28 protein-coding genes and 1 rRNA gene are annotated in these 23,681 nt (G+C 58.7%); 27 read left to right on the top strand and 2 right to left on the bottom strand.

The genetic code is table 11. The annotated features are described in order from the left end of the window. The first annotated feature begins 91 nt into the window (after positions 1-91). The 17 genes from uptA (at position 92) to GE107_RS25690 (ending at position 11,962) form a co-directional block, all read left to right on the top strand. Complete coding sequence (gene uptA / locus GE107_RS25770) at positions 92-703, top strand: undecaprenyl phosphate transporter UptA (RefSeq protein WP_219644583.1); 612 nt, start codon at positions 92-94, stop codon at positions 701-703. A gap of 27 nt (positions 704-730) precedes the next feature. Further along, complete coding sequence (locus tag GE107_RS25765; protein ID WP_219644582.1) at positions 731-1,297, top strand: thioredoxin family protein; 567 nt, start codon at positions 731-733, stop codon at positions 1,295-1,297. A 5-nt stretch (positions 1,298-1,302) separates the two neighbouring features. Then, entirely contained in the window at positions 1,303-1,932 is a 630-nt protein-coding gene (locus GE107_RS25760) for an MBL fold metallo-hydrolase (protein WP_219644581.1), read from the top strand. Between the two features lie 180 nt (positions 1,933-2,112). Further along, on the top strand, positions 2,113-2,838 hold the full coding sequence (locus tag GE107_RS25755; RefSeq protein WP_219644580.1) for a CpaB family protein: 726 nt from the start codon (positions 2,113-2,115) through the stop codon (positions 2,836-2,838). Next, positions 2,835-3,671, top strand: a complete 837-nt coding sequence (locus tag GE107_RS25750) for a CpaE/TadZ family protein (RefSeq protein ID WP_219644579.1) — start codon at positions 2,835-2,837, stop codon at positions 3,669-3,671. The genes GE107_RS25755 and GE107_RS25750 overlap by 4 nt, the downstream gene beginning before the upstream one ends. After that, positions 3,668-5,077 (top strand): ATPase, T2SS/T4P/T4SS family, encoded by a 1,410-nt coding sequence (locus tag GE107_RS25745; protein WP_219644578.1) that lies wholly within the window; start codon positions 3,668-3,670, stop codon positions 5,075-5,077. The genes GE107_RS25750 and GE107_RS25745 overlap by 4 nt, the downstream gene beginning before the upstream one ends. Next, a complete protein-coding gene (locus tag GE107_RS25740; protein ID WP_219644595.1) occupies positions 5,077-6,015 on the top strand; it encodes a type II secretion system F family protein in 939 nt (312 codons plus the stop codon). Before GE107_RS25745 ends, GE107_RS25740 begins: the two co-directional genes overlap by 1 nt. Beyond that, entirely contained in the window at positions 6,012-6,914 is a 903-nt protein-coding gene (locus GE107_RS25735; protein ID WP_219644577.1) for a hypothetical protein, read from the top strand. The genes GE107_RS25740 and GE107_RS25735 overlap by 4 nt, the downstream gene beginning before the upstream one ends. Positions 6,915-6,932: 18 nt before the next feature. Then, complete coding sequence (locus GE107_RS25730; protein ID WP_219644576.1) at positions 6,933-7,082, top strand: hypothetical protein; 150 nt, start codon at positions 6,933-6,935, stop codon at positions 7,080-7,082. A gap of 21 nt (positions 7,083-7,103) precedes the next feature. Then, on the top strand, positions 7,104-7,250 hold the full coding sequence (locus GE107_RS25725) for a hypothetical protein (protein ID WP_219644575.1): 147 nt from the start codon (positions 7,104-7,106) through the stop codon (positions 7,248-7,250). Next, entirely contained in the window at positions 7,247-7,672 is a 426-nt protein-coding gene (locus GE107_RS25720) for a hypothetical protein (RefSeq protein WP_219644574.1), read from the top strand. The genes GE107_RS25725 and GE107_RS25720 overlap by 4 nt, the downstream gene beginning before the upstream one ends. Before the next feature lie 95 nt (positions 7,673-7,767). Further along, complete coding sequence (locus GE107_RS25715; RefSeq protein ID WP_219644573.1) at positions 7,768-8,253, top strand: hypothetical protein; 486 nt, start codon at positions 7,768-7,770, stop codon at positions 8,251-8,253. Between the two features lie 183 nt (positions 8,254-8,436). Beyond that, positions 8,437-9,645, top strand: coding sequence for a M24 family metallopeptidase (locus GE107_RS25710; protein WP_219644572.1), 1,209 nt, complete (start codon positions 8,437-8,439; stop codon positions 9,643-9,645). Positions 9,646-10,392: 747 nt separating this feature from the next. Continuing rightward, entirely contained in the window at positions 10,393-10,914 is a 522-nt protein-coding gene (locus GE107_RS25705; RefSeq protein ID WP_219644571.1) for a sigma-70 family RNA polymerase sigma factor, read from the top strand. 2 nt (positions 10,915-10,916) lie between these two features. Further along, on the top strand, positions 10,917-11,258 hold the full coding sequence (locus GE107_RS25700; protein ID WP_370636542.1) for a YxlC family protein: 342 nt from the start codon (positions 10,917-10,919) through the stop codon (positions 11,256-11,258). Then, positions 11,255-11,470 carry a hypothetical protein gene (locus GE107_RS25695; RefSeq protein ID WP_255570873.1) on the top strand — a complete coding sequence of 72 codons (216 nt, stop codon included), beginning with the start codon at positions 11,255-11,257 and terminating at the stop codon, positions 11,468-11,470. Before GE107_RS25700 ends, GE107_RS25695 begins: the two co-directional genes overlap by 4 nt. A gap of 111 nt (positions 11,471-11,581) precedes the next feature. Then, positions 11,582-11,962, top strand: coding sequence for an ATPase (locus GE107_RS25690; protein WP_219644569.1), 381 nt, complete (start codon positions 11,582-11,584; stop codon positions 11,960-11,962). Positions 11,963-12,072: 110 nt separating this feature from the next. On the opposite strand, the gene GE107_RS25685 is transcribed toward GE107_RS25690, so the two are convergent. Next, positions 12,073-13,128 carry an EAL domain-containing protein gene (locus tag GE107_RS25685; protein WP_219644568.1) on the bottom strand — a complete coding sequence of 352 codons (1,056 nt, stop codon included), beginning with the start codon at positions 13,126-13,128 and terminating at the stop codon, positions 12,073-12,075. 163 nt (positions 13,129-13,291) lie between these two features. Here GE107_RS25685 and gatC point away from each other — a divergent pair, with 163 nt between their 5' ends. The 8 genes from gatC to GE107_RS25645 all read left to right on the top strand — a co-directional run bounded on the left by gatC (position 13,292) and on the right by GE107_RS25645 (position 21,638). Then, complete coding sequence (gene gatC, locus GE107_RS25680) at positions 13,292-13,579, top strand: Asp-tRNA(Asn)/Glu-tRNA(Gln) amidotransferase subunit GatC (RefSeq protein WP_219644567.1); 288 nt, start codon at positions 13,292-13,294, stop codon at positions 13,577-13,579. A 46-nt stretch (positions 13,580-13,625) separates the two neighbouring features. Then, positions 13,626-15,086 (top strand): Asp-tRNA(Asn)/Glu-tRNA(Gln) amidotransferase subunit GatA, encoded by a 1,461-nt coding sequence (gene gatA / locus GE107_RS25675; protein WP_219644566.1) that lies wholly within the window; start codon positions 13,626-13,628, stop codon positions 15,084-15,086. Positions 15,087-15,101: 15 nt separating this feature from the next. Beyond that, a complete protein-coding gene (gene gatB, locus GE107_RS25670) occupies positions 15,102-16,541 on the top strand; it encodes an Asp-tRNA(Asn)/Glu-tRNA(Gln) amidotransferase subunit GatB (protein ID WP_304517960.1) in 1,440 nt (479 codons plus the stop codon). 76 nt (positions 16,542-16,617) lie between these two features. Beyond that, complete coding sequence (locus GE107_RS25665) at positions 16,618-17,079, top strand: GNAT family N-acetyltransferase (RefSeq protein ID WP_219644565.1); 462 nt, start codon at positions 16,618-16,620, stop codon at positions 17,077-17,079. Between the two features lie 134 nt (positions 17,080-17,213). Beyond that, the gene (locus GE107_RS25660; protein ID WP_219644564.1) at positions 17,214-17,999 is read left to right on the top strand and encodes a TM2 domain-containing protein; all 786 of its coding nucleotides are present in this window, start codon (positions 17,214-17,216) and stop codon (positions 17,997-17,999) included. Positions 18,000-18,012: 13 nt separating this feature from the next. Next, a complete protein-coding gene (locus GE107_RS25655) occupies positions 18,013-19,173 on the top strand; it encodes a DUF4097 family beta strand repeat-containing protein (RefSeq protein ID WP_219644563.1) in 1,161 nt (386 codons plus the stop codon). A gap of 162 nt (positions 19,174-19,335) precedes the next feature. After that, on the top strand, positions 19,336-19,767 hold the full coding sequence (locus GE107_RS25650; RefSeq protein ID WP_219644562.1) for a Fur family transcriptional regulator: 432 nt from the start codon (positions 19,336-19,338) through the stop codon (positions 19,765-19,767). Between the two features lie 134 nt (positions 19,768-19,901). After that, positions 19,902-21,638 carry a glycosyl hydrolase family 18 protein gene (locus GE107_RS25645; RefSeq protein ID WP_255570870.1) on the top strand — a complete coding sequence of 579 codons (1,737 nt, stop codon included), beginning with the start codon at positions 19,902-19,904 and terminating at the stop codon, positions 21,636-21,638. Positions 21,639-21,706: 68 nt separating this feature from the next. Here GE107_RS25645 and GE107_RS25640 read toward each other — a convergent pair whose 3' ends face one another. Beyond that, a complete protein-coding gene (locus tag GE107_RS25640; protein ID WP_219644561.1) occupies positions 21,707-22,075 on the bottom strand; it encodes a DUF2614 family zinc ribbon-containing protein in 369 nt (122 codons plus the stop codon). A 176-nt stretch (positions 22,076-22,251) separates the two neighbouring features. On the opposite strand from GE107_RS25640, the gene GE107_RS25635 reads away from it, so the two are divergent. Next, positions 22,252-23,142 carry a nucleotidyltransferase-like protein gene (locus GE107_RS25635; protein ID WP_219644560.1) on the top strand — a complete coding sequence of 297 codons (891 nt, stop codon included), beginning with the start codon at positions 22,252-22,254 and terminating at the stop codon, positions 23,140-23,142. A 318-nt stretch (positions 23,143-23,460) separates the two neighbouring features. Beyond that, positions 23,461-23,681: ribosomal RNA gene (locus GE107_RS25630) — 16S ribosomal RNA — on the top strand; the annotation flags it as partial.

The raw sequence follows: 23,681 nt of genomic DNA, 5'->3' as shown, positions 1-23,681 counted from the left end.
GAGGCGCATTTTCATCGGCTGGAATCGCCCTCTCGGACTGTGCTAGAATAAAAAAAGCTTTGGAAATGGGAGAGAAAGCAGGTATTCCGCGATGGGTGTCATTCACGATTTGTTGGCGCATGCGCTCGAATGGGTGGAAAGTCTGGGGTACTGGGGCATTATTATCGGACTGGCCATCGAGGTGATCCCGAGCGAAATCGTACTCGGTTTCGGAGGTTACCTGGTGTCGAAAGGGGACGTTACGTTCCTTGGGGCCGTCATCTGCGGAACGATCGGAGCGGTGATCCAGCAATGGCTCCTGTACGCGATCGGCAAATACGGAGGCCGGCCGTTCCTGCTCAAATTCGGTAAATACTTGCACATCAAAGAGAAACACGTGGACATCGCGGAAAAATGGTTCGATAAGTACGGGCCGGTCATCGTGTTTACGGCGCGTTTCGTGCCGGTCATGAGACAGGTAATTTCCATTCCGGCCGGCATGGCGCGGATGAACTTCACCGTTTATACGCTCCTGACGCTGCTCGCTTCGATCCCGTGGTCGTTCCTGTTTGTTTGGCTGGGCTGGAAGCTGGGTGACAATTGGGAACAAATCGGAGAGGAAGCGGCTCCGTACACCCACATCATCATTCCCGTTGCGGCAGCGTTGCTCGTGATTTACTTCCTTTACGCCATATGGCGCAGCAAAAAGAAGAAAACGGCATAGCCGGAACAAGAAAATGGAGGGTGTCGCATGAGCCGGCAGATCGGGCACAAGTGGCAGCAAGGCATTTCGCCGCAGCAATTTAGGGAGAAAATGACGAAAAACCAGGACGCATTCCAGTCGTGGTACGAGAAGTTCGAATGGCCGGACGGCGGGCTGGAGGCGTTTTTCGAGTCGCTCAACAACCGGGACGACTTGCGCTGCGTGATTTTGGCGGCCGAGTGGTGCGGCGACGTCGTCCGCAACGTTCCAGTCGTGCTTCGCGCGGCGGAGACGGCCGGCATTCCGACCCGGATCCTGATCTTGGAAGAGCATTTGGATTTGATGGATGAGCATCTGACCATGGGCGGCCGCTCGATTCCGGTCGTGTTTATCGCGGATACCGGCGGCGCCATTCTCGGTAAATGGGGTCCGCGGCCCAAATACGTGCAGGAACCGATGGTGAAGTTCAAACAGGAAAATCCGGACCGCGACGCACCGGATTATCAGGACAAGCTGGCGGAAACCCGCGCGGAAATCAAGCGCAGGTATGGCGAGGATACCGGATACCAGGCGCTGATTCTGCAAGAGCTGCAAGATTTGCTGGCGAGGGTGTAAAGCGGATGATGACATTTCAGAGGTTTGCGCTAGGAGCGCTCGAAACGAACGCGTACGTCCTGACGGACGCGGAGCGCACGCGGGCCGTCGTGATCGACCCCGGGACCCCGGACCCCGGTCTCCTTCGGCGGCTGGAGGGTTTCCAGGTAGAGGCCGTTCTCCTCACGCATGCCCATTTTGACCATATTGGGGGCGTGGAGGCGGTGCGCAAACGTTTCGGCTGCCCGGTGCTTATCCATTCGTCGGAGAAGGATTGGCTTACGGATGCGTCCAAAAACGGATCTCTTCACTGGGCGGAGGTGACGCCTCCCATTGCCGGAGAAGCGCCGGACCGGCTGCTGGCGGACGGAGACGAGCTGGAGCTGCTCGGAGAGAAATTCCAAGTGCTCCACACCCCCGGCCACTCGCCGGGCAGCGTAAGCTTTCTGTGCGGCGATTTGCTGCTGGCGGGAGACGCGTTGTTCCGCCGTTCGGTCGGACGGACGGATTTGCCCGGAGGCAACGCGGATCAGCTGGCCCGTTCGATTCGGGAGAAGCTGTACGCGTTGCCCGATCGCGTGATCGTGCTGCCGGGACACGGGCCCGAAACGACGATCGGCGAGGAGCGGCGGGAAAATCCGTACGTGCGCGGGTAAGAGAAAAATGTCGGGATTGGAAGCAAAATGAAAAAAAGGACTTTACACCCTCACGCGCATTTGATATAGTGAGCCTACATAGCTTCTGCATACGGAACCGCGACTGCGAAGAACGCAGGCCAAGGAGAACGTCTCCTTTGCCTGCGTTTATTTATTTTCTCGAACGGGGTGGAGGAAAGAATGAACCGGAAAAGACAGCTTGCGATCAGCCTGTCGGCTGCGGTGTTGTCCGGCATGCTGGTGTATGGCGTGTATGAACTGCAATTAAGGCAAGTGAAGCTGCAAGAAACGCTAGAGGTCGTCGTGCCCCGGCAATTCGTGCCGATGGGGGCTACGCTTTCGATCGAGCAGTTGGAGACCCGGGCGCTGCCGCGCTCCGCCGTGACGGAGGACATGATCACGGACCCGCTGGAGGCGGTCGGCATGGAGACGTTTGCTCCGCTCGGCGCGGGCGAGCCGCTGCTTCGGTGGAAGCTGGACCGCTTCCGTCTGCTGCCGGGTATCGGGGAGGCGACTTTCCAAATCCCCCGCGAATACGTCAAATCCATTTCGAGCGGCATCCGTGCCGGGGACCTGGCGGTCGTCTATTTGTCGGACGAATCGTCTGCCTCCCGCCGGCTGTTCGAGAAGCCCATCGTCGTCGCGGGGGTCAAGACGGCCGCGAACCTGGAAATCGACAATCCCAAGAATCCGAACCTGCTCTCCATGGCGAGCGGGAACAAGGAAAGCATGTACGCTTCCCGGCGGGACGCGAACGGCACGATCGACGCGATCAATTTGAACTTGACGGAGCGGCAGTGGCTGGAGATCGATTCCGCTTGCAAGTCGGGCAAGGCCAAGCTCGTCGTGGCCTTCGACTCCGCGAGCTTGCAGCAGGCTCCGGATAAGGAGGCGGTGACGAGATGAGCGGAAAGCTGGCGGCGTTCGCCGGTTCGACCCCCAACATCGGGACGACGCTCGCCGCGTTCGGTACCGCCTACCGGATCGCGTCGGCGACCGGACGCAAGATCGGCTTTCTCTGCCTCAATTTGAAAAGCGCCAAGACGCATCTCTACCTGGGCATCGACAAGCCGCAAGTCACTTTGGACGGGCTTCGGCCGGAGCTCCGGGCGGGAACGCTCACGCCGGACAAGCTGATCCGTTACGCGTTTCGGACGCCGCAGCTCGGCGAGCTGCACGTGCTGTTCGGCAATCTGGCCCGCGAACAGGCGGAATATTACGAGCCGGAGGACATGAACCGCTTGTTGGAAGCGTCCCGCCAGGCGTTCGATTTGACGGTCGCTGACGTCAGCGCTTACTGGGATAACGCCGCGACGGTATGCGCGATGAAGGCGGCGGACGAGAAATTTTTGGTGACGACAGGCAGCTTGAGCCATTTTCAGGAGGATGTCCAGCGGTGGACGGGTCAGGTCGGCGCGATGTTCGGCTTGCATGCCGAGCAATTCAAGCTGATCCTGCTGCAGGGTAACAACAGATCGACGGGAGGTTTCGGGATGAAGGAGATTCGCAAGGAAATCGGCAGCCCTTCTTTTGCCGAGTTGAAGCTGGTCGAAAGCGTTCACCTGCAGCTGGACAGCGGGAGGCTGGACGAATGGCTGGCCTCGCAGGAACGGCATGCCGAATCGTTCGATTCGGTGGCGGTCCCGCTGATGCGGCGTCTCAATTGGGAAGAACGTTTGCGGCGAACGGAACGGCCGTGGCTCAGAAGGCTGATGTTCCACAGACGGAGAGAGCGATGAGCAGGGAGGACAGAAGGTTTTCCGCGACGGCGTACGCCGCCGACCTGCAGCAGGCGGGGGAAGACGGCCGTATAACGTCAGCCGTCAAGGCCACCGGGGAAGGCAACGATCCGGCTCCTCTCAAGGCTTTGACCGAGGAGGTGCGGCTGATGCTGGCGGCTCCGCGCGGGTGGAGCGAGGAAGAGCGCAGGAAATACGCGGAGAAGCTGAACCGCGCCGTCATCGGATTTCCTCAAGAGAGGGCCGAGATGCTGGCCGTCATCTCCGACTGGATCATCAAAAAAAGGCTGCAGCACACGGCAGTCGGAGGTCTTCCTTACGGCACGTTGGCTGAGGCGCTGTTCGCGGAAGTGATCGGGATGAACATGCTGGAGCTCGTTTTGCGGAACCGGGAGGGGCTCGAGGAGGTTCAGGTCGTCGGCACCCGGATTTTCGAGGTGAGGGACGGACGGGCGGTTCCTTCGCCTTACCGGTTTCAGGAGATCGCCCAGGTGGAACGGATCCAGCAGAACCTGGTGCTGTTCAACAACGACAGGATCAATCCCCGGAAACGCTGGGCGGAGGTCGTGCTGCTCGACGGTTCCCGGGTGACGATGACGGGTTTCGGCTTCACGGCCCAGCCTACGTTGACGATCCGTTTCTACACGGTGCGCCGGTTCGATCTGGAGGCGTTGTGCCGCCCGGAGTACCGGACCCTCGACGAGGACGTCCGGGAGCTGCTGCTGACGGTCGTCCGCAGCCGGTTCAACCTGGTCGTGATCGGATCGACCAATACCGGCAAAACCCATTTGATCAAGTCCTTGATCGCCGCCATGCCGGACGAAGAGAGAATCGTGACGATCGAAACCCGCCACGAGCTGATGCTCGCCCGCGACTTTCCCGAGAAGAACGTGGTCGAGTACGAGGCGGACGAGGACGATCCCGCGCACGGGCCGAGGCAAGCCTTCAAGCTCGCGCTCCGTCAATCCCCCCAACGGATTTGCCATGCCGAAATTCGCGACGAAGACGCGAACATCTATGTCCGCGCGTGCACGAGAGGGCACGAAGGCAGCATCACTTCCGTCCACGTCAGCGCTTTGGAAGACGTGCCTGACGCCATTGCGGACATGTGCTTGCTGGACGGACGCGGCATGAATGCGGTCAGGCTCGCGAGACGGATCGCCGAGCACGTCACGCAGATCGGATTGGAGATGAGAATGGTGGGCGGAACCCGCAAACTTGTACGCATCGGCGAGTTCAGCTGGGTGAATGGAGAGATTAGAATCCGCGATCTCGCGAGATACGAGGAGTCAGATGACCGCTGGACGTTTCCCGAACCGTTCTCGACCAAGGGTTCGATGCGAATCCGGCGTCTGGATCCGGAGCATTATGCGTGGCTGCTGGAGCGGGGAGGGGTAGAACGGTGATGAACCTGAAGCTGGCCGCGCTATCCGTCCTGTTGTTTCTGCTTCTATTTGCCAGCCTGCTGTTCGCGTTCTCCACGGTATGGGACCGGACCGTATTGCGGCAACGGCTCACCGGTCGTAGAGCGCCCGAACCGGGATGGCTGCCGGGAATCGATCGGCGAACAGGGCTGTTCGGCAAGCTGCTTGCCCATTCGGCCGATCTGCTTTCCGCCGTCGGTTGGCGCACCTCCCCGGGCGCTTTTTTCGCCGCATCCGCTTTTCTGGGCATGCTGGGCTCTGCCTGCGGCGTCTTGCTGTTCCAATCCGTGCGTTCGGCGGGGCTTCTGGGCCTGATGCTCGGCTCGATGCCGTACGTGACGCTGCGGATGCGGCTCGTCAGCCGGCAAATGGCGACGCGGCTCGAGTTTCTGCCCGCCGTAGAGTTGTTCTATCAAAGTTATCTGATCACGGGATGCCGCCACGTGCGGACGGCTCTTCAGAAAACCGTGGAGGAGCGGCGGCTTCCCGGCGAGGTGCACGCGGTTTTCGACCAGCTGTGCCGCCATCTCTCCGTCCGGGGCAACGACGAAGAGAGCTTGCGCAGGTTCTCGCTCGCATTCGGTCATACGTGGGCCGATTATTTCGGCAGCATTCTGAAGGTGGCGCTGACGGAGGGCAATAACGTGGCCGACAATCTGAAGGAATTGATCGGCGACATGCGCAAAGCCCAATTGGCCAACCAGCAGGAGCGCCACCGGATGCTGGAGATCCGGCTGGCCAATTTCACTCCGGTTCTGTTTCTGGCCTTGTTCCTGGGAATCAATTTCCGGATGAATCCGGAAAGCAGCTATCGTTTCTATGTCCTCGACCCGACGGGACGGGGCATGCTGTTGAACGCTTTGGCGCTCCTCTTCGGCTCTCTGCTCATGGGACTTTACTTATCGCGGAGGAAGATATGATCGCGGATTACGGAGCTTTCCTCTTCGCTTCGACGGGTTGGATCACCCAATTCGCGGTGGCGTTCGCCGGATTCGCCGCGATCTTGCGATTCTCGGTATTCCGTCCAAGCCTCGGGCGCTGGCGGATCTCCAGGCGGGGCTGGCGAACGCGCGAAGTGCCGGCGTGGTTCCTGAAGCTATGGCTGGCGGAGCGGGAAAGCGCGGCGTTGCAGGAACGCAGGGTATTGTTGTCCGGATGCGGTCTGCGGATCGATCCCCGGTTTTATCTGGCTTGCCGCCGAATGTCCGTTTTCGTTTCCGTCACGATTTCCGTCTTGGCTTGGGGGTTTCACGAGACCGGGGTCGTTCCCTTACCCGGTGTGTGGAAAGGGATCCTTGCCGGCGCGGGGGTTGCGGGAGCGGTTCTGTTCGACGGTGCCGCGCTGAATGCCCTCCGGCACTATCGTACGGACCGGATTCGGCGGGAACTCATCGCCGTCAGCAGCCAATTGCTGTATTACACGGGATCGCGGCTGCACCTCCACGGCAAATTGCTAAGATGCCTGCCGCTCACCCGGATCATCCGGTCCGAAATGAGCCTGATGCTGAACGAATGGTACCATGATCCCGACCGTGCGCTTCGGATTTTCAAGGAACGGCTCGGGACGGACGAGGCATACGGCTTTACCGAAAGCATCCGTTCCTTGAGGCTTCACGAAAGCGAAGAAGTATACGAGCTGCTTCGGGAGATGGTCCGGGAGTATAAGGCCAAAATCGATTTGGCCCGGGAAGGCCGCAAAGAGACGGCGTCCTATGTGCTGTTCGTACTCGCGGGCATACCGATTTTGTACACGTTTCAAATCTTCCTGTACCCGTGGGTACAGGAGGCGGCCAGGCTGTTCGATGCGTTGAATCCATGAACGAGAGGGGACCGCGGGATGAGGAATATTTTGATAACGGTCATGATGCTGATTGTGGTCGCGGTGATGTTCAACACGATCATTGCCCAGGACAATACGGGGACGAAGGCCCGAATCGAGAACCAAGGTACGACCGCGAATACGACGATCGGCAATTTGCAGCCTTGATGCAAGGGGGATCGGATCGCCATGCGTCAGCTCCTGATGACTGTCATGCTGATCGCGGTCGTCGTCTCCCTGTATGCGTCAACGGTGCAGGGAGATGACGGCATGAAAGCCCATATCCGGGATTCGGGCGTCCGGATGGCCGACGGAATCTCCCGGATCAGCCCATGAAGCAGCTGCTCGTGTTCGTTCTGTTCGCGGCGCTGTTTTGCTGGCTGATGTTCTCCCCGGTGTACAAGCATGTGCTCATCATCCGGCAGGCGCTGCTCCAGCAAGAGGCCGATTATTTGCTGGAAGTCGGGGCCAGCGGAAGATACGGCTACATTGACGGCGGCATGGTAGCCGCTTCCCGGGACCGGCTGTCGGCGCACGGTTTCCAACCGGCCAGGCTTGAATACGAGGTGTCCTCCACGACAGGCGCGGCAGCGGACAATCCTTACGCTCCGCTGGCCAGGGGTACGGGACTGAAATTAACGATCCGTTATCCTTACGATCGTCTGCTCGACATCGACCGATTGATCGGCGTGACGCCTCCTTCGGAAGATGACCGGATTGCGGCCGGAGGAATGAAGATGAGCGAGTATGTCCCGTGAGACCGAAAGAGAAGCGGCGTACGAGAAGGGGATCGGGCTATGCAACTTTAACGATGGAGAAGCGAAGGTCGCCTGCGAAATAACGGGAGGCGTGTATGGCCAAGCTGGTGTTCGGTATTCTGATGGCGGTCGTTTGGTGGATGCTGCACGCGCTGCAAATGGACGAAGAATTGGCGATGGGGACCGTGCACGAGGCCAAACGTGCGGTCGACCGGGCTGCCCATGCAGCCGCGCAGCAGGTGGACCGGGAGAAGCTGGAGATCGGGGATCTCACCTTGGACCCGGGCCGTGCCCAGTCGGCCGTTCTGGCTTACTTGCGCGAAAACCTGCGGCTTGACGGGAACCTGATGCCCGTCCCGGGCAGCTTCCTGCGGGAAGAGGTGCGGATCGAGCACTTCGCCGTGATCGGCTCGGAAGCGGGTTTTCCCTATACGTACCGCAACGACGCGTTCGAGTATGAAGTCACTTTGCAGCGTCCGGGCGTCGTATTGATCGTCCACGTGTCCTGCCCGCGCCTGTTCGGCGTCATGTCGCCGGTCGAATGGGATTTAAAAGGCTCCGCGGAGATGGTATACGACTGAAGGGATGCGGGGCAGACGAGGCATTCGAAGGTTCGATAACTCACTTGACATTGGCTGTTGTGGTTCGCATGGATGGGGTAATAAGAAAACGGGAGGTATGGATGGTTCTCCGGTTCTGAGCATTGACGCGCGGACTTTGCTTTTGCTGTAATGAAGAGTAACAAATGCAAAGGAGCGCTTGCCATGACGGCTTGGCCAGAAACGGAATCATGGAGACGAATTCAATTCCTCCAGCGGTCGATGTCGGACGAAGGGATGGCCGGCTGCCTGGTCACCCAGAACGTCGGGATCTACTATTTCACCGGCTCGATGCAGAGCGGCTATTTGTTCGTACCCGCCCAAGGCGAGCCGACGTATTACGTTCGGCGCAGCATCGCCCGCGCTCAGCAGGAATCGGCGGTCCGCACCGCCGAGCTCGGATCGCTGCGGCAATTCGGCAGCCGTCTGGCCGCCGACTATGCTGCTTTGTTCGAAGAGGGAAACCGGCTTGCCATCGGCGCGGATCTGGACGTGCTGCCCGCGCAGCTCTATCTCAAGCTCATCGATGCCGTCCCCATGGCGGCATGGACGGATGCTTCTTCCCTGCTTCGCCGGATCCGAAGCGTCAAATCCCCGCTCGAGATCGCCGCGATCGGGAAAGCGGCTCGAGCGGCTTCCGATGCGTTGGAAGAGGGGCTTCGCCGGCTGCGGGAAGGCATGACGGAGCTGGAGCTCATGGCCATCATCGAAGGGGTCATGAGAAACGCCGGACACGCCGGCCTGATGCGGATGCGGGGATACAACCAGGAGCTGGCGACCGGCATGGTGGCGGCCGGTGATGCGGCGGCGGAGCCGACCTGCTTCGACGGACCGGCCGGCGGCAGGGGACTCACGCCTGCCGTTCCGCAGAGCTCCAGCCTCCGCCCGATCGGACGTAACGAACCGATCCTCATCGATATCGGCTGCTGCATCGACGGGTATACGATCGATCAGACGCGTACTGCCGTGATCGGGTCTTTGCCCCCAGCCCTCAGAGCGGCATACGACGCGTCCGTTTCGATCCTGCGCCGGGCGGAGGCGGAGCTTAGGCCCGGCGTCGCGCCGGAAATCCTTTACGAAATATCGCTAACGATGGCCGCGGAGGCGGGATTGGCCGACCATTTCATGGGCTATGGCCGGGATCAGGTGAAGTTCCTGGGTCATGGCATCGGGCTGGAAATCGATGAATGGCCCGTATTGGCGCGCGGATTCCGGGAGCCGCTGGAGGCCGGCATGGTGATCGCGGTCGAGCCGAAGTTTACGTTTCCGGGTCTTGGAGTCGTCGGGATCGAGAACACGTATCTCATCACGGAGAACGGCTGCAGGCCGTTAACCTTGTCGCCGGAGAAGCTGTATGAAATTCCCGTATCTTGACTAAGCTGTTAACAGGACTGCTCCGATCGTCATTGGACGAGGGGCAGTCTTTTTGCATCATTCAGATTTTGTTCCAGGAAGACGAAGTCGTTTTTACTTGACATGTTAGAAATGATAAGTTTCCAGAGAGTGGTTTTAGGGAAGCGAGAGGGGAGCCGTTTACGGTATTGGCGCTCCCGTTCTTGTTCTGCTCGTCTTGCTGCGAAACCCTCCACAACAACAACAAACGCAGTAGTGACTTCCGGAGACGTTATTTTTGCGAAATCCCCGACTACGGGCGCTGTAGTGACTTCCGGAGACGTTATTTTGCGAAATCCTCGACTACGGGCGCTGTAGTGACTTCCGGAGACGTTATTTTGCGAAATCCCCGACTCCGAGCGCTGTAGTGACTTCCGGAGACGTTATTTTTGCGAAATCCCCGACTACAGGCGCTGTAGTGACTTCCGGAGACGTTATTTTGCGAAATCCTCGACTACGAGCGCTGTAGTGACTTCCGGAGACGTTATTTTGCGAAATCCCCGGCTCCGAGCGCTGTAGTGACTTCCGGAGACGTTATTTTGCGAAAACCTTAGGTGAGCTGTAGGTATAATTGAGGAAGCAGAACCGCGCAAGCGGTCTTTCTTGGTTCACGTGAAAGCAAACGAATTTCTTTCAGACTCTCATGAACGAATCGGCATCGACGGACGTATTACCGGTACTCCGGAATCAAACGGGAGAGAAATTCCAGGAAGGCAGGAGCCCGTATTCATGTCTGACCCTATTCGCAAACGTTCCTCCGCCGGAATTTCATCCGATGAAGAGCTGGCCGAACTGTTGCGCGAGCATTACGGAATCGTCTTTCACTATTTGATCAAAGCAACCATGGATAGGACCTTGGCGGAAGATTTGGCGCAAGAGACGATGGTGCGGGCCATCGAGCATTATGAACGTTACGACGGGAGCTCCAAGTTCTCGTCTTGGCTGATCACGATCGGCACCCGGTTGTACCTGGATCTGCTTCGCAAGCGCCGTACGGAGCGGAGGTACGTGACGGAAGAGACCCGCAGCGGAGCCTTCCGTTTCGAGACGCTGTCAAGGGGCGGAGAATGGACGGAGCTGAACGAGATGCTGTCCGCCCTTCCCGAGGAAGTCCGCACCCCGCTCGTTCTCAAGCATTACTGCGGCTATACGTACGAAGAAATCGGAGACATGATGTCGGTGGCGCCGGGTACGGTCAAGTCCCGTATTCATCATGCGATCAAGAAAATCCGGGAGGAGTGGAACGTTTGACGGTGCGATCGGACGAAACCAAGCGGGAAGATGACACGATACAAGCGATGAAAGAGACTTGGGCGCGTTTGGACGATGCTTTCGCGGTCGAACCGGCACCGCTTTCTGCCTGGACGGCGCTCGTGCGGGAACGCAAACGGCTGGCGAAACGTAAACTATGGCGGGATTTGGCGATTTTGTGGTCGATTGCGATACCGGCGATGGGTTTGATGCTGCTGCTGGTTACGGGCATGCCGCCCTTGTTTTGGATGTTCCAAGCGGCGGCTGCCGTTGCCGGAATCCCCTGGCTCGTCGGGGAAATCAAACGTATCGCGCGCAGCGGCGGCAGGAGGACGACTCCATGAAAGCTCTAACCGCGAGTCAGGCTTGGCCGATCTTGGTGCCGGTTGCCATGATCTTGCTGGCGCAAGGCACATGTCTGTTTCTGCATGCGAGAAGACGCGGCGGGAAAGCGTGGTTCTGGGGATTATGGGGAATGATCCAATTCCCGTGGCCGACCATCGCCTATGCATTACTGATTTGGTGGAGGAGACGCAAGCTGTCCTCAAGCGACTGAGAGGTCTCAAAACCGCCTGGGTTCCATCGGCTTTCTTCCCATTTGCATAGCGGGGGCGTTTTTAGTAGGATGAAGGTAACACCGCGTTCAAACAGGGAGGGGGAGAACGGCGTGCTGAAACTGGGAGAAAAGGTCATCATCGTCGGGGACCGATTCGAGCAGAATCTGCCGATCGGGGAATACGGCTACGTGATCGCCTACGACCGCAATAACGACAGCGCATTCGAATATATTATCCGCGTGCCCAAGGCCAATCGGCAATTCTATGTCCCTGCGTCGGACGTGGAATTGGAAGAAACGCTTCTCGAGCTGGAAGCGGAGCGCATCGAGAGGGAAGCCTTGATCGATTTCGCTCTCGCGACCCGCAACGAAGAATTGTTTAACCGAATCGTGCGCGGCAATCAGGAAGACGAGGCGCACGAGGCAAGCGATAAAGAAGTGCTCAGCCGGGAGGAGTTTATCCGGCAAGTGAATTTGAAAGCTTGGATATAAGAAGGGCCGGTGCCGACGATATGTCGGCCCGGCTTTTTTTCTTCGATAATGAACCGGTAAGCGCGACGCATTAACGGAATTTCGTACTTCAGCGTTTTTTCCCGCCGTATTCAAATCCTCGACAGCGTACGCGCCGCAGGTGCCGGTACCGGAGCGGCCAACCCGAACAAATAGCCTTGGAACAGCGGGACACCGGCCTGGCGCAGCCAGTGCCATTCCGGCTCCCGCTCGACGCCTTCGGCCAGAACGACCCCATGGAAGCGGGCGGCGCGTTCGAGGAGGTTTTCGATATGGCGCTGTTTTTCCGGATCCCGGTCGCACCCGCTGACCCAATTTCGGTCCAACTTCACGTAATCCGGCTTCAAGCCCTCGATGAGCCCGAAGTTGTCGCCGTCAGCTCCGGAATCGTCCACCGCCAGCCGGATGCCGCGCCGCCGGTATTGATCGAAGATGCTCCACATCTCCGGATGGTCCAGCCGTTCTGTCTCCGCCACTTCGAACACGATATCCGCGGGATCCGTTCCCGTTTCCTCGATCGCTTCGAAGGTCCCCCGAAGGCAAGTCTCCGTGCAATAGAGAGATGAAGGCAGAAAGTTGACGAAACGCTTCATTCCGGCGGGCAAGTGGGACGAGCTCATGCGGATGGCCGCATGCCGGGCTTCCCGGTCGAGGAACGAATGCTGGCCGATTTTGCGGGCTTTCTCGAACAACTCGGAAGGACGGAAAGGCGCTTGCTCGGGAAGCGGCCGAAGCAGGCACTCGTAGCCGACGATTTGTCCGTTCGGCTGCACGATCGGCTGCAGATGCGTCGTAAAATACCGGTGCAGGATATATTCGGTTACCCCGCGTCCCCCCACCGTTTCGAACAGGCTGGAGAGAGGGGACCAAGGGAGAGGATTTTCCCCATACTGGAATCGGAACCGGATCCGGTCCGTTTCTTCGCGGAGAAGTTCCTTCTGCAGGCGATGCAGCAGCGTCAACAGCTGACGATAGCTGCCGAATCGGAATGACGTGCCGTCCAGGGAGCTGTTTTGTTCGTCATCTCCGCCGGCGTTCCGGATCGTGTCGTGAAGCCTCGGACAGGCATCCAAGCCGTCCGCGGCGAACTCGACCAAGCCCTCGTCCCGAAGCGGCGCCGCGGATGCGGCAACGGGCGGCTTGTTCACGGTTATTTCCTCCCTTCCGGACGGAATCGTAATGTTCATTAGTATTACCCGGAACGAGGGGATATGTATTCCCGCTCCGCTTGCCGTCATTGAGAATGTCCAGGCAGTCCGATATAATGATAGGAATGACTACCTATCGGAACAGGCAAGGGGGATTTCGGCCATGAGCATTACCGTGAAAGACGTCGAGCATGTCGCCAATCTGGCGAGGCTGGATTTGTCCGCAGAAGAGAAGGAGCAGTTCACCGGCCAATTAAACGCCATTCTGAAATATGCCGAGAAGCTGGGCGAGTTGGACACGTCCGACGTGGAGCCGACCAGCCACGTTCTTCCTCTGGCGAACGTCATGCGGGAAGACGAAGCGCGGCCGTCTTGGCCGATCGAGAAGGTGCTGGCGAACGCGCCGGACGAAGAAGACGGACAGTTCAAAGTGCCCGCGGTTTTGGAATAAAGCTCGCGCTACCCATTTTACCGGTGGAATGAAGGAGGAACCTGTTTTGTCGCTTTTTGACCTGCGGTTGACGGATATACATAATAAGCTGGCGCACAAGGAATTGTCGGTGTCCGAGCTGACGGAGGCATCCTTGAAACGGATTGCGGATACGGACGGGGAGCTCGGCGCTTTCCTGACGCTGGATGAAGAGGGTGCCCGGAAAACGGCGCGTTCTCTCGACGACCGACTGGCGGCGGGCGGAGAGCGGGGCATTCTGTTCGGCCTGCCTGCCGGCATCAAGGACAACATGGTCACGGAAGGGCTCCGCACGACCTGCGCCAGCCGTTTCTTGGATAACCATATTCCGATTTACGACGCCACGGTCGTGAAAAAACTCCGTTCGGCGCAGTCGGTGACCGTCGGCAAACTCAACATGGACGAATTCGCGATGGGCGGCTCGAACGAGAACTCGGCTTACCGCGCCGTCCGCAACCCTTGGTCGCCGGCCCACGTTCCGGGCGGCTCCAGCGGAGGCTCCGCGGCTGCGGTCGCGGCCGGCCAAGTGTATTTCGCGCTCGGCTCCGATACGGGCGGCTCCATCCGCCAACCCGCCGCCTATTGCGGCGTGGTCGGCTTGAAGCCGACTTACGGGCTCGTTTCCCGTTTCGGTCTCGTCGCGTTCGCTTCTTCGCTGGACCAGATCGGCCCGATCACCAAGAACGTCGAAGACGCCGCGTACGTCCTCCAAGCGATCGCCGGCCATGACGAGCTGGATTCCACGTCCGCGAACGTAGACATTCCGGACTATACCGCCGCGCTGACCGGCGATGTTCGCGGGCTCCGCATCGGAGTGCCGAAGGAATACCTCGGGGAAGGGATCGATCCCCGCGTGAAAGAACGGGTCTCGGAAGCCCTGAAAGTGTTCGAATCGATGGGCGCCGTATGGGAAGAAATCTCCCTGCCGCATACGGAATACGCCGTCGCGACTTATTATTTGCTCGCTTCCTCGGAAGCATCCTCCAACCTGGCGAGGTTCGACGGGGTCCGTTACGGCGTGCGCGCGGAGAACCCGGACAATTTGCTGGACCTGTACCGCCGGTCGCGCAGCCAAGGCTTCGGTTCCGAGGTCAAACGCCGCATCATGCTGGGCACGTACGCCCTAAGTTCCGGCTACTACGACGCCTACTATTTGAAAGCCCAGAAGGTCCGGACGCTGATCAAGCGCGATTTCGATCTGGCGTTCGAGAAGTACGACCTGATTATCGGCCCGACCGCTCCGACGCCGGCGTTCCGGATCGGCGAGCAGGTCGGCGATCCGCTGACGATGTACCTGAACGACATCGTGACGATTCCGGTCAGCTTGGCCGGCGTTCCGGCGATCAGCGTGCCTTGCGGTTTCGCGGACGGCTTGCCGGTCGGCCTGCAAATCATCGGGAAACCGTTCGACGAGACGACCGTGCTTCGCGCGGCCCACGCCTATGAGTCCCATACCGATCACCATCTCCGCCGTCCGGCGCTTTCCTAAGGAGGTCCGACAGACATGTCCATGAACAAATACGAAACCGTCGTCGGGCTGGAAGTGCACGTCGAGCTTCACACGAATTCGAAAATATTCTGCGGCTGCTCGACCTCTTTCGGCGCTCCGCCCAATACGCACACGTGCCCGGTCTGCCTCGGCCATCCCGGCGTGCTGCCGGTGCTGAACCGCCAGGCCGTCGAATACGCGATGAAAGCCGCCATGGCCATCAATTGCGAGATCGCCGATTGGTGCAAGTTCGACCGCAAAAACTATTTCTATCCCGACTCCCCGAAGGCGTACCAAATCTCGCAATACGACCAGCCGATCGGCCGGAACGGCTGGATCGACATCGAAGTGAACGGGGTCGCGAAGCGGATCGGCATTACCCGCTTGCACCTGGAGGAAGACGCGGGCAAGCTGACGCATGTGGAGGGCGGATATGCCTCTTTGGTCGACTTCAACCGCGTCGGTACGCCGCTCCTCGAGATCGTGTCCGAGCCGGATATCCGTTCTCCGGAGGAAGCCAAAGCCTATTTGGAAAAATTGAAAGCGATCATGCAGTACTGCGACGTTTCGGACGTGAAGATGGAGCAGGGATCGCTGCGCTGCGACGCCAACATCAGCCTCCGTCCTTACGGCCAGAAGGAATTCGGCACGCGTGCCGAGCTCAAGAACATGAACTCCTTCCGGGGCGTGCAGCGCGGGCTTGAATACGAGCAGATGCGCCAAGCCGACGTGCTCGAGAGCGGCGGCGCCGTCGTGCAGGAAACCAGGCGCTGGGACGAGTCGCAGGGCAAAACATTCAGCATGAGAGGCAAGGAAGAAGCCCACGATTATCGCTACTTCCCGGATCCGGACCTCGTCCGCGTGCATATCGACGAAGAATGGAAAGCGCGCGTCCGCGCCTCGATTCCGGAGTTGCCGGACGCCCGGCAAGCCCGGTACATTCAGGAGTACGGGTTGTCCTCCTACGACGCGGGCGTGCTGACGGCGTCCATGAAGCTGGCCGACTTCTTCGAAGACAGCCTGCGCTACACGTCGGATGCCAAAGCTTCCGCCAACTGGATCATGGGCGAGCTGCTCGCCTACTTGAACGCGAATAACCTCGAGTTCGAAGACGTCAAGATCACCGGCCAAGGGCTCGGCGAGATGATCCAATTGATCGAGAAAGGCACCATCAGCACCAAAATCGCGAAAACCGTGTTCAAGGGCATGGTCGAAACCGGCAAGTCCCCGCAGCAAATCGTCGAGGAGCAGGGGCTCGTGCAAATCAGCGACGAAGGGGCCATTCTCGCCATCGTCGACGCGGTCATCGCCGCCAATCCGCAATCCGTGGAGGATTTCCGCGGAGGCAAGGACAAGGCGATCGGCTTCCTCGTCGGGCAGATCATGAAGGAAACGAAAGGCAAAGCGAACCCCGGGCTCGTCAACAAGCTGCTGATGGAGCGTTTGAAGGGGTAGAGGCAATTACACGGCATATTCGCTCTTGGGCGGTGTGCCGTTTCTTCTATTTTGGGCACGAAACGGAGATGTTCCCATGCACATCCACCCCCTTGACCTTACCAACCCCGATATTGCCGAAGAACTATGGGCCCTGCAGCATGCCGCTTACCGGCGGGAAGCCGACCTCATCGGCGTTCCCGACCTGCCGCCCTTGAAGGATACCGTGCTAACTCTGCAACATTGCGGAGAAACGTTTTACGGCTGCTGGACGGAAGACGGCGAGTTGGCCGGTGCCATCTCCATAGAGGACGAGCCTGACGGCGTAACGGTCATTTGCCGCATGATGGTGCAACCGGATTATTTTCGAAAAGGGATCGGAAGCGCACTGGTCGCACATGTCCTCGCCGAGGTGCCTGGGGGCTCCGAAGTATCCGTGACCGCGGAAACCCGCAATGAACCCGCCGTCCGCCTCTACGAGCGGCAAGGCTTTCAACCCGAAGAAATCTTTAAGCCCGCGCCTGGCATTACCATGGTCCGATACGTCCGGAAAGCTTGAGCCGAAATGCCGCCCGCCCGAGCAACCAAGACCTCAGGCCAGGTCGGCGCCCCGTCCCCGAGCGGTTGTAGGGAATTTTGGAGCCATGTTACAATGTGGAAAAATTGCCGCTAAGCTGGAGGAAGACGCAGAAAATGAGCGAATGGAACCGTTCGAACCCTTATTATCATGGATATCCGCCGGGATATCCGGACGATCCGAGGCTGCACCCCGCCCGGAAAAGAAAATGGATCGCCGGCGTGCTGGCCTTTTTCTTTCCGGGTACGGGGCACTTCTATCTTGGGCAGATGGTGAAAGGAGCCGTCATCATGCTGCTGCTTGCGGCGAATATATGCGCCATCGTGTTCACCGCGATCGAAATACACGAAGTGTTCCCGATCGTTCTGCTCAGTCTCTTTATCCCGATCCTGTATTTCTACAATCTGTTCGACGCCATCCAGAGCACGGACATCGTGAACGATCGGCGGATCCATGCGGCATGGCAAGCGTATCCTTACGGAATGCCGGGAAATTTGCCCCCGAGCCCGATGGCCCGAACTTCCGGATATGCCGGACCGCCGACTCAATCGCCTTCACCGGAAGTGCCTTCGCCTGAAATGCTTGGGCAGACGCCTCCTCCCGAGCCGCTAGGGCCTACGCCGATAACGGAGGCCATGGGTCAGACTCCGCCTCCTCCCGGACCGATGGGGCATATGCAGGGACCGCTGCCGGGTTCGGAAGGCAGGCACCGTGGCATCAACGGGTCCGCGGTTGTCCTGCTGGCTGCCGGGGCGGTTGCTCTGCTGCTCATGGCGGACATGGGGTGGACGCATTGGCTGTTCCAATCGTCCGGTTCCATGGCCGGAGCGGTCGTGCTGATCGGCGCCGGGATCGGCTTGTGGATTTGGGAATTGAGAAGCGGCAGCGGAAGAAAAGGGTAACGGGGGAAAGCGAATGATCAAGATCGGCCGTTACACCGCGGCTTTGTCCCTGACCTCGCTTGGGATTCTCCTGTTGCTCGATCACGCGGGCGTTCTGGACGCGCTTCGCGTCCTGAGCGTCTGGTGGCCTGTTGCCCTCGTGGCGCTCGGCGTCGAACTCATTCTGGTTCAATCCGTCCATCGGCATGAAGGGAGGCGTGTCGGATTTTCCTTCGGAACGCTGTTCGGAGCCGCCGTTCTTGGCGGATTCGTGCTGATCGCGGCCCGGGGGAACGAGATCAACCTATCCTCGTTGCGGCAGTGGACGGACGGCATCGGCTGGGGCTTCTACGATTCCGAACGCGCGAAGCATTCCTTCGACAAGGGCGTCACGGTCGTTCCCATACGCGATCCAAGCAAGAAGGTGACCATCTCGGACGTGAACGGTGACGTGACGCTTCGCGAAGGGTCGGGATCGGATATCGAGGTGAAAGCGGTCGTCTATGTGGACGTTACGGACAGGACCAAAGCGGAATCGCTCGCGGAAAGGTCCGCCGTTCAGGTCATGGAGGGCGAGAGCGTTGAGATCGTGGCGAACGGGCAGCCTTATGGGAAGGGAAACTTGCGCAAGCCCCGTATGGACATTACCGTCACCTTGCCGCGAGACCGTATGCCTTCGTCTTTGGAAGTGTTGGTCGGCAGCGGATCCGTACGCCTGGAACGGTTAACGGAATCCGTCCACTTGGCTTTGGATGTCAAGAACGGCGATATTACCGGGGAACGAATCGGCGGTACGTTGCAGGTCAAACTGTTGAACGGCGATATCAGGCTGGCCGATCTCCACGGGAACGCCGATCTGGAAAGCGTCAACGGAAATATGGAGATTCGGAATCCGCTGGCTGCTCTTACGGCAAAAAACATGCACGGAGACATCCTCGTCCGAAGCGGTTCGGTCGGCGGAGATTGGAACGTTTCCAGCACGATCGGGGACGTAACCCTCGCTTGGCCGGAAAACGCGGGCGTCACCATCACGGCCAAATCAACGTTCGGCGATATCGAGGACGACTGGTCTCTCCAAGTCCGCGAGCATGAAGATTCCGGCACGCAAGAGCTTTCCGGCAAGCTTGGAGACGGTTCTCGGCATATCTCCGCGGAGACGGTCGGGGATATCAAGCTGGAGAAGCACGGGGCCTGAGGGGCTCTTCTTCCATTGACAAGGCCAAGAAACGAAACGTACAATGGGTCTAAATAATTGACTACGCGATCGCCGCCTGTCCTGGTCGTCGACTTCGTCGACTGCTCGGGCATGCATCAGGACCGCGAGAGCCGTACGTCATCATGAAAGGCTGTGAAGAGCATGGAATCCCGGGTTCATCATGCCGTGGACCAGCTCAAATCCGGCGGAGTCCGCATGACCCCGCAGCGATATGCGATTTTGGAATACTTGATGGAATCCCATGTCCATCCCACGGCAGACGATATCTTCCGCGCGCTGTCGCCACAATATCCGAGCCTGAGCGTCGCGACGGTCTATAACAACCTGAAATTGTTCGTGGACGCCGGATTGGTTCGGGAGCTGACTTACGGGGACGATTCCAGCCGGTTCGACGCGGATCTGTCGGACCATTACCATGCGATCTGCACCGGCTGCGGAACGATGGTCGACTTCGAGCATCCCCCGGTGAAAGCCGTTGAGGAAGCCGCGGCCCAATCTACCGGATTTCAGGTCCACGGTCATCGAATGGAAATCTACGGGCTGTGCCCGTCCTGTTCGAACCAACGCAATTAAGGAAGAAAGCCGAATAAGCGCGCGTGGAGAATCGTCTACGCGCGTTTGCCATTTTAGGAGAGTTCGCAACTTTCGCCCCGCCTCTGTCGTCCAATTACGGGCAACAGGTCAGCAACGATAAGGAGTGAAACGATTTGAGCAGGGTCCAAGCGGCCGGATTGGGAGCCCGCAGAAGGCGGTCCCGGTTATGGGTCGTCATGATATTGCTGTTTATCGCTTCCGCAGCCGGAGCGGCATGGTGGGTTTGGACGCAAATGCCCAATACGAAACACGTCGTCCCTCCGTATCTCGCCGATTCGCATCCGATCATGCTGGGCGGGGAATGGACGAAAAGCCATGCCATCGGCGCGGGAGACGGCATGCTGATCCCGCTTGAGGTCGGACAGAAGCTGTCGGGAGACGGAATCAAATACGAAAAGGAAACCGACTCCGTCATCCTGACCACGAAGACGCGGGTCATCCATTTCAAGGTCGGAGCGTTAGACGCCACGTTGAACCGAAAACCCTTTACGCTTCAGTTTGCCGCCGTCAAGCAGGACGGAAAAATTTATTTGCCGCTCGCGCCGCTCAAGGAACTGTTCGGTTTCCGATCGGAAACGGACGGCAAGACGGGGATCGTTACCTTGCTTGCCCCGGATCAAGCGGTGCAGCGTGCGGAAATCCCGAAGGAACGCAAAAATGGCGCGAAGCTTCGCGAAGGACCGGACAAGTCGTTTCCGATCGTGGAAGATGCGGCGCCGGGGACGGTTTTGCGTCTTTGGGGAGAACGAGACGGCTGGTACCGGGCACAGACCGAATCCGGCAATATCGGCTACGTGGCGAAGAATGACGCTTCGTTGCTCGAGGTGGAGAAGTTTCCGGGCAAGGAAGAACCGGAGACGTTCATCGCGTGGAAAGCGGTGGGCCAGCGGATCAACCTGACCTGGGAGGCCGTCTACGAGAACCGTCCGAATCCGGAGAAAATCGGGGAGCTGGCGGGCGTGAACGTCGTCAGTCCGACCTGGTTCGAGCTGACGGACGGCACAGGGACGATCCGCAGCAAGGCGGACGCCGCGTATTCGCAATGGTACAGGTCCAAGGGCGTGCAAGTGTGGGCGCTCTTCAGCAACGGGTTCGAGCCGGAGCGTACGGAGCAGGCGTTGGCTTCCTATGAGACAAGGCTCAAGATGATCCAGCAATTGCTTGCGTACGCGAAGACTTTTCAATTGCAGGGGATCAACCTGGATTTCGAAAACGTGAAAACGTCGGACAAGGACAACCTGGTGCAATTCGTTCGCGAATTCACGCCGCTTGCCCACGAGCAGAACCTGGTCGTCTCCATCGACGTGACGCCTAAGTCGAACAGCGAATTCTGGTCGCTTTTCCTGGATCGGAGCAAGCTGGGCCAAACGGTCGATTACATGATGGTCATGGCCTACGACGAGCATTGGGCGAGCAGTCCGGAAGCGGGATCCGTCTCTTCGCTGCAATGGGCGGAGAATTCGGTACGCCGGATTTTGGAAGAAGACGGGGTGCCGGCTCGCAAATTGATTCTTGGCGTGCCTCTGTACACCCGGATGTGGACGGAAAAGCCGGACGGAAACGGGGGCGTGAAGGTGTCGTCCAAAACGATGGGCATGGACGCGGTGAGCAAGCTTCTCACGGACAAGAAGTTGAAACCCCAGTACTTGGAGGAGGCCGGGCAGAACTACGTCGAATTCAAGGACGGCGCGGGCACGCAGAAAATTTGGATCGAGGATTCCGTATCCCTTCAAGCCAGAATGCAGCTGGCCAAAAAATACAACCTCGCGGGCGTGGCGACCTGGGCGCGAAGCTTCGCGTCCGACGGCGCCTGGAGCGTCATCGATCAGCATTTGCAAAGCAGGCCTTAATCCGATCGCATCATGAAAAAACAGGACCCGTTCTTCAAGAAGGGAGTCCTGTTTTTTGCCGTTTTGATTCAGGTTTGCGCCGGAGCTGCCGGCTGTTGCGGTTCCGCCGCCTCCGTGGCTTTGTCGGGATTCCAGGTGAGGATCGTATGGCAGTACATGCAGCGGTCGGTTTCCCCCAGCATTTTGGTCCGCTTGCCGCATTCCGGACAATCCACGACCGGAGCGTTGGTCGACAGCATGCCGACCCAGAAATAAACGCCCATGCTGACGAAGCACGAAATGATGCCGAACACCATGAAGACAGCCGCGATGATTTTGCCGGTTTGTCCGAACAGCAGGATTCCGCTTGTTCCCAGCACGCATAATCCGAGACCGATCAGCACGAGGAGCAGTCCCCAGGTGCGCATCATCGATATTTTGCTCGTTTTCCATTTCATGTGGCTTTAGCTCCCGTTCGTTAGTTCAACCTCTGGCCATTCCCGCTTCAAGCAGGAAACGGGCAGGGGGGTGTAGAACTACACCATACCCTCAAAAAACATTATAGCCTACATTTTACGTGCAGGCCAACTTATGCAGTGTGCGGTGCGATACCTTCGGGCGGACGGTGAACGGTTTGAATCGGCTGGAAAGCAAAGATTGGTACTACCTCGACTTATTCGGCAAGGAAGAGGGGATGATCGGGCTTCTGCTCGTGCATGACCCCTATTCGGGCTTGCCTTTTGCCGACGGTACGGACCGGTTGGTGCTGATCGTCCGCAATCGCGTTTCGCCGCAAGAAGAAATCGAGCATTGGCTGCGTGACGATGTGCGCATCCAAGTCCGCCGGGTTACGTTGGACACGTTGAATCGGTGGGTGATCCACGGTGACCGCACCGGAGTCGGGTGGCTCGTTCAAGGCGAATTGCTGTCCGATGAAACGGGACGGATCGCCGAGCTGCGGCACTTTCTGGAGGAATGGCCGGGGGAACTGCGCGAACGGAAGCTGCTGGTCGCGTTTTCCCGTTTCATTATGTCTTATATGTTGGCCAAGACGGATCTCCAGAACGGGCAAGTGCCGGACGCCTACGGCCACATATTGGCATGTCTGCGGTATTGGTCGAATATCTGCCTGATCGAACAGGGAATGCTACCGGAAATGACGGTTTGGGAGCAGATGCGTCTGGTGAACCCCGGCATTTATAAATTATATGAGGAATTGACGGACAGCCCCGAAACGGTGGAGAAACGCGTTCAGCTCGTCGTACTGGCGTGCGAATTCTCGATCCAGACGAAAATGCGTTCTTCGTGTTCGCTTTTGCTCCGGGTGCTGGCCAGCCGGGCCGAACCGTGGTCCGTCGCGGAGCTTCGGGAAGATTCCCGGTTACACGGGCTGCCGTTGGACCTGACCTTGCTGCTGCGGAAGCTGGTTCATCGGGGGCTGGCCAGGGAAGTGGCGAAGCCGATCCGCGGACGCGGATCGCTCAAGCTCGAATTGCGGTATGCGGCGGGCGATGAACGGCCATAAAAAATATTGCGAATCCGGTGTTGACTCCGGGCGGCGGTCTGTGGTAAATTAGCAATCGTCGCTTTTGCTAGAGCGGATGCGGCGAATCGCACAGGACGATGAACGACGAAAAAAGGAATAAATTAGTTCTTGCATCGGCCTAATCGACTGTGATATATTATTTAAGTCGCCGCTGACGCGGTGGCGCTAGCGAGGCTGACGAAGCCGAGCGAATTGCTCCTTGAAAACTGAACATCGAGCGTAATACGGATTCGGACTTCGGTTCGAAAAACCAGCTTTAACTTTTGAGCCATCACGGCTCTTCAATAAGGTTTTACCTTTATGGAGAGTTTGATCCTGGCTCAGGACGAACGCTGGCGGCGTGCCTAATACATGCAAGTCGAGCGGAGTTGTGAGAGAGCTTGCTCTCAAGCAGCTTAGCGGCGGACGGGTGAGTAACACGTAGGCAACCTGCCCGTAAGACCGGGATAACATGCGGAAACGGATGCTAAGACCGGATACGCAGCCCCCTCGCATGAGGGAGCTGGGAAACGCGGAGC

The organism is Cohnella sp. CFH 77786 (assembly GCF_019400745.1).
GTDB lineage: Bacteria > Bacillota > Bacilli > Paenibacillales > Paenibacillaceae > Cohnella.
The sequence above is the reverse complement of the archived record's forward strand: the minus strand, read 5'-3'. Positions and strand labels throughout refer to the sequence as shown.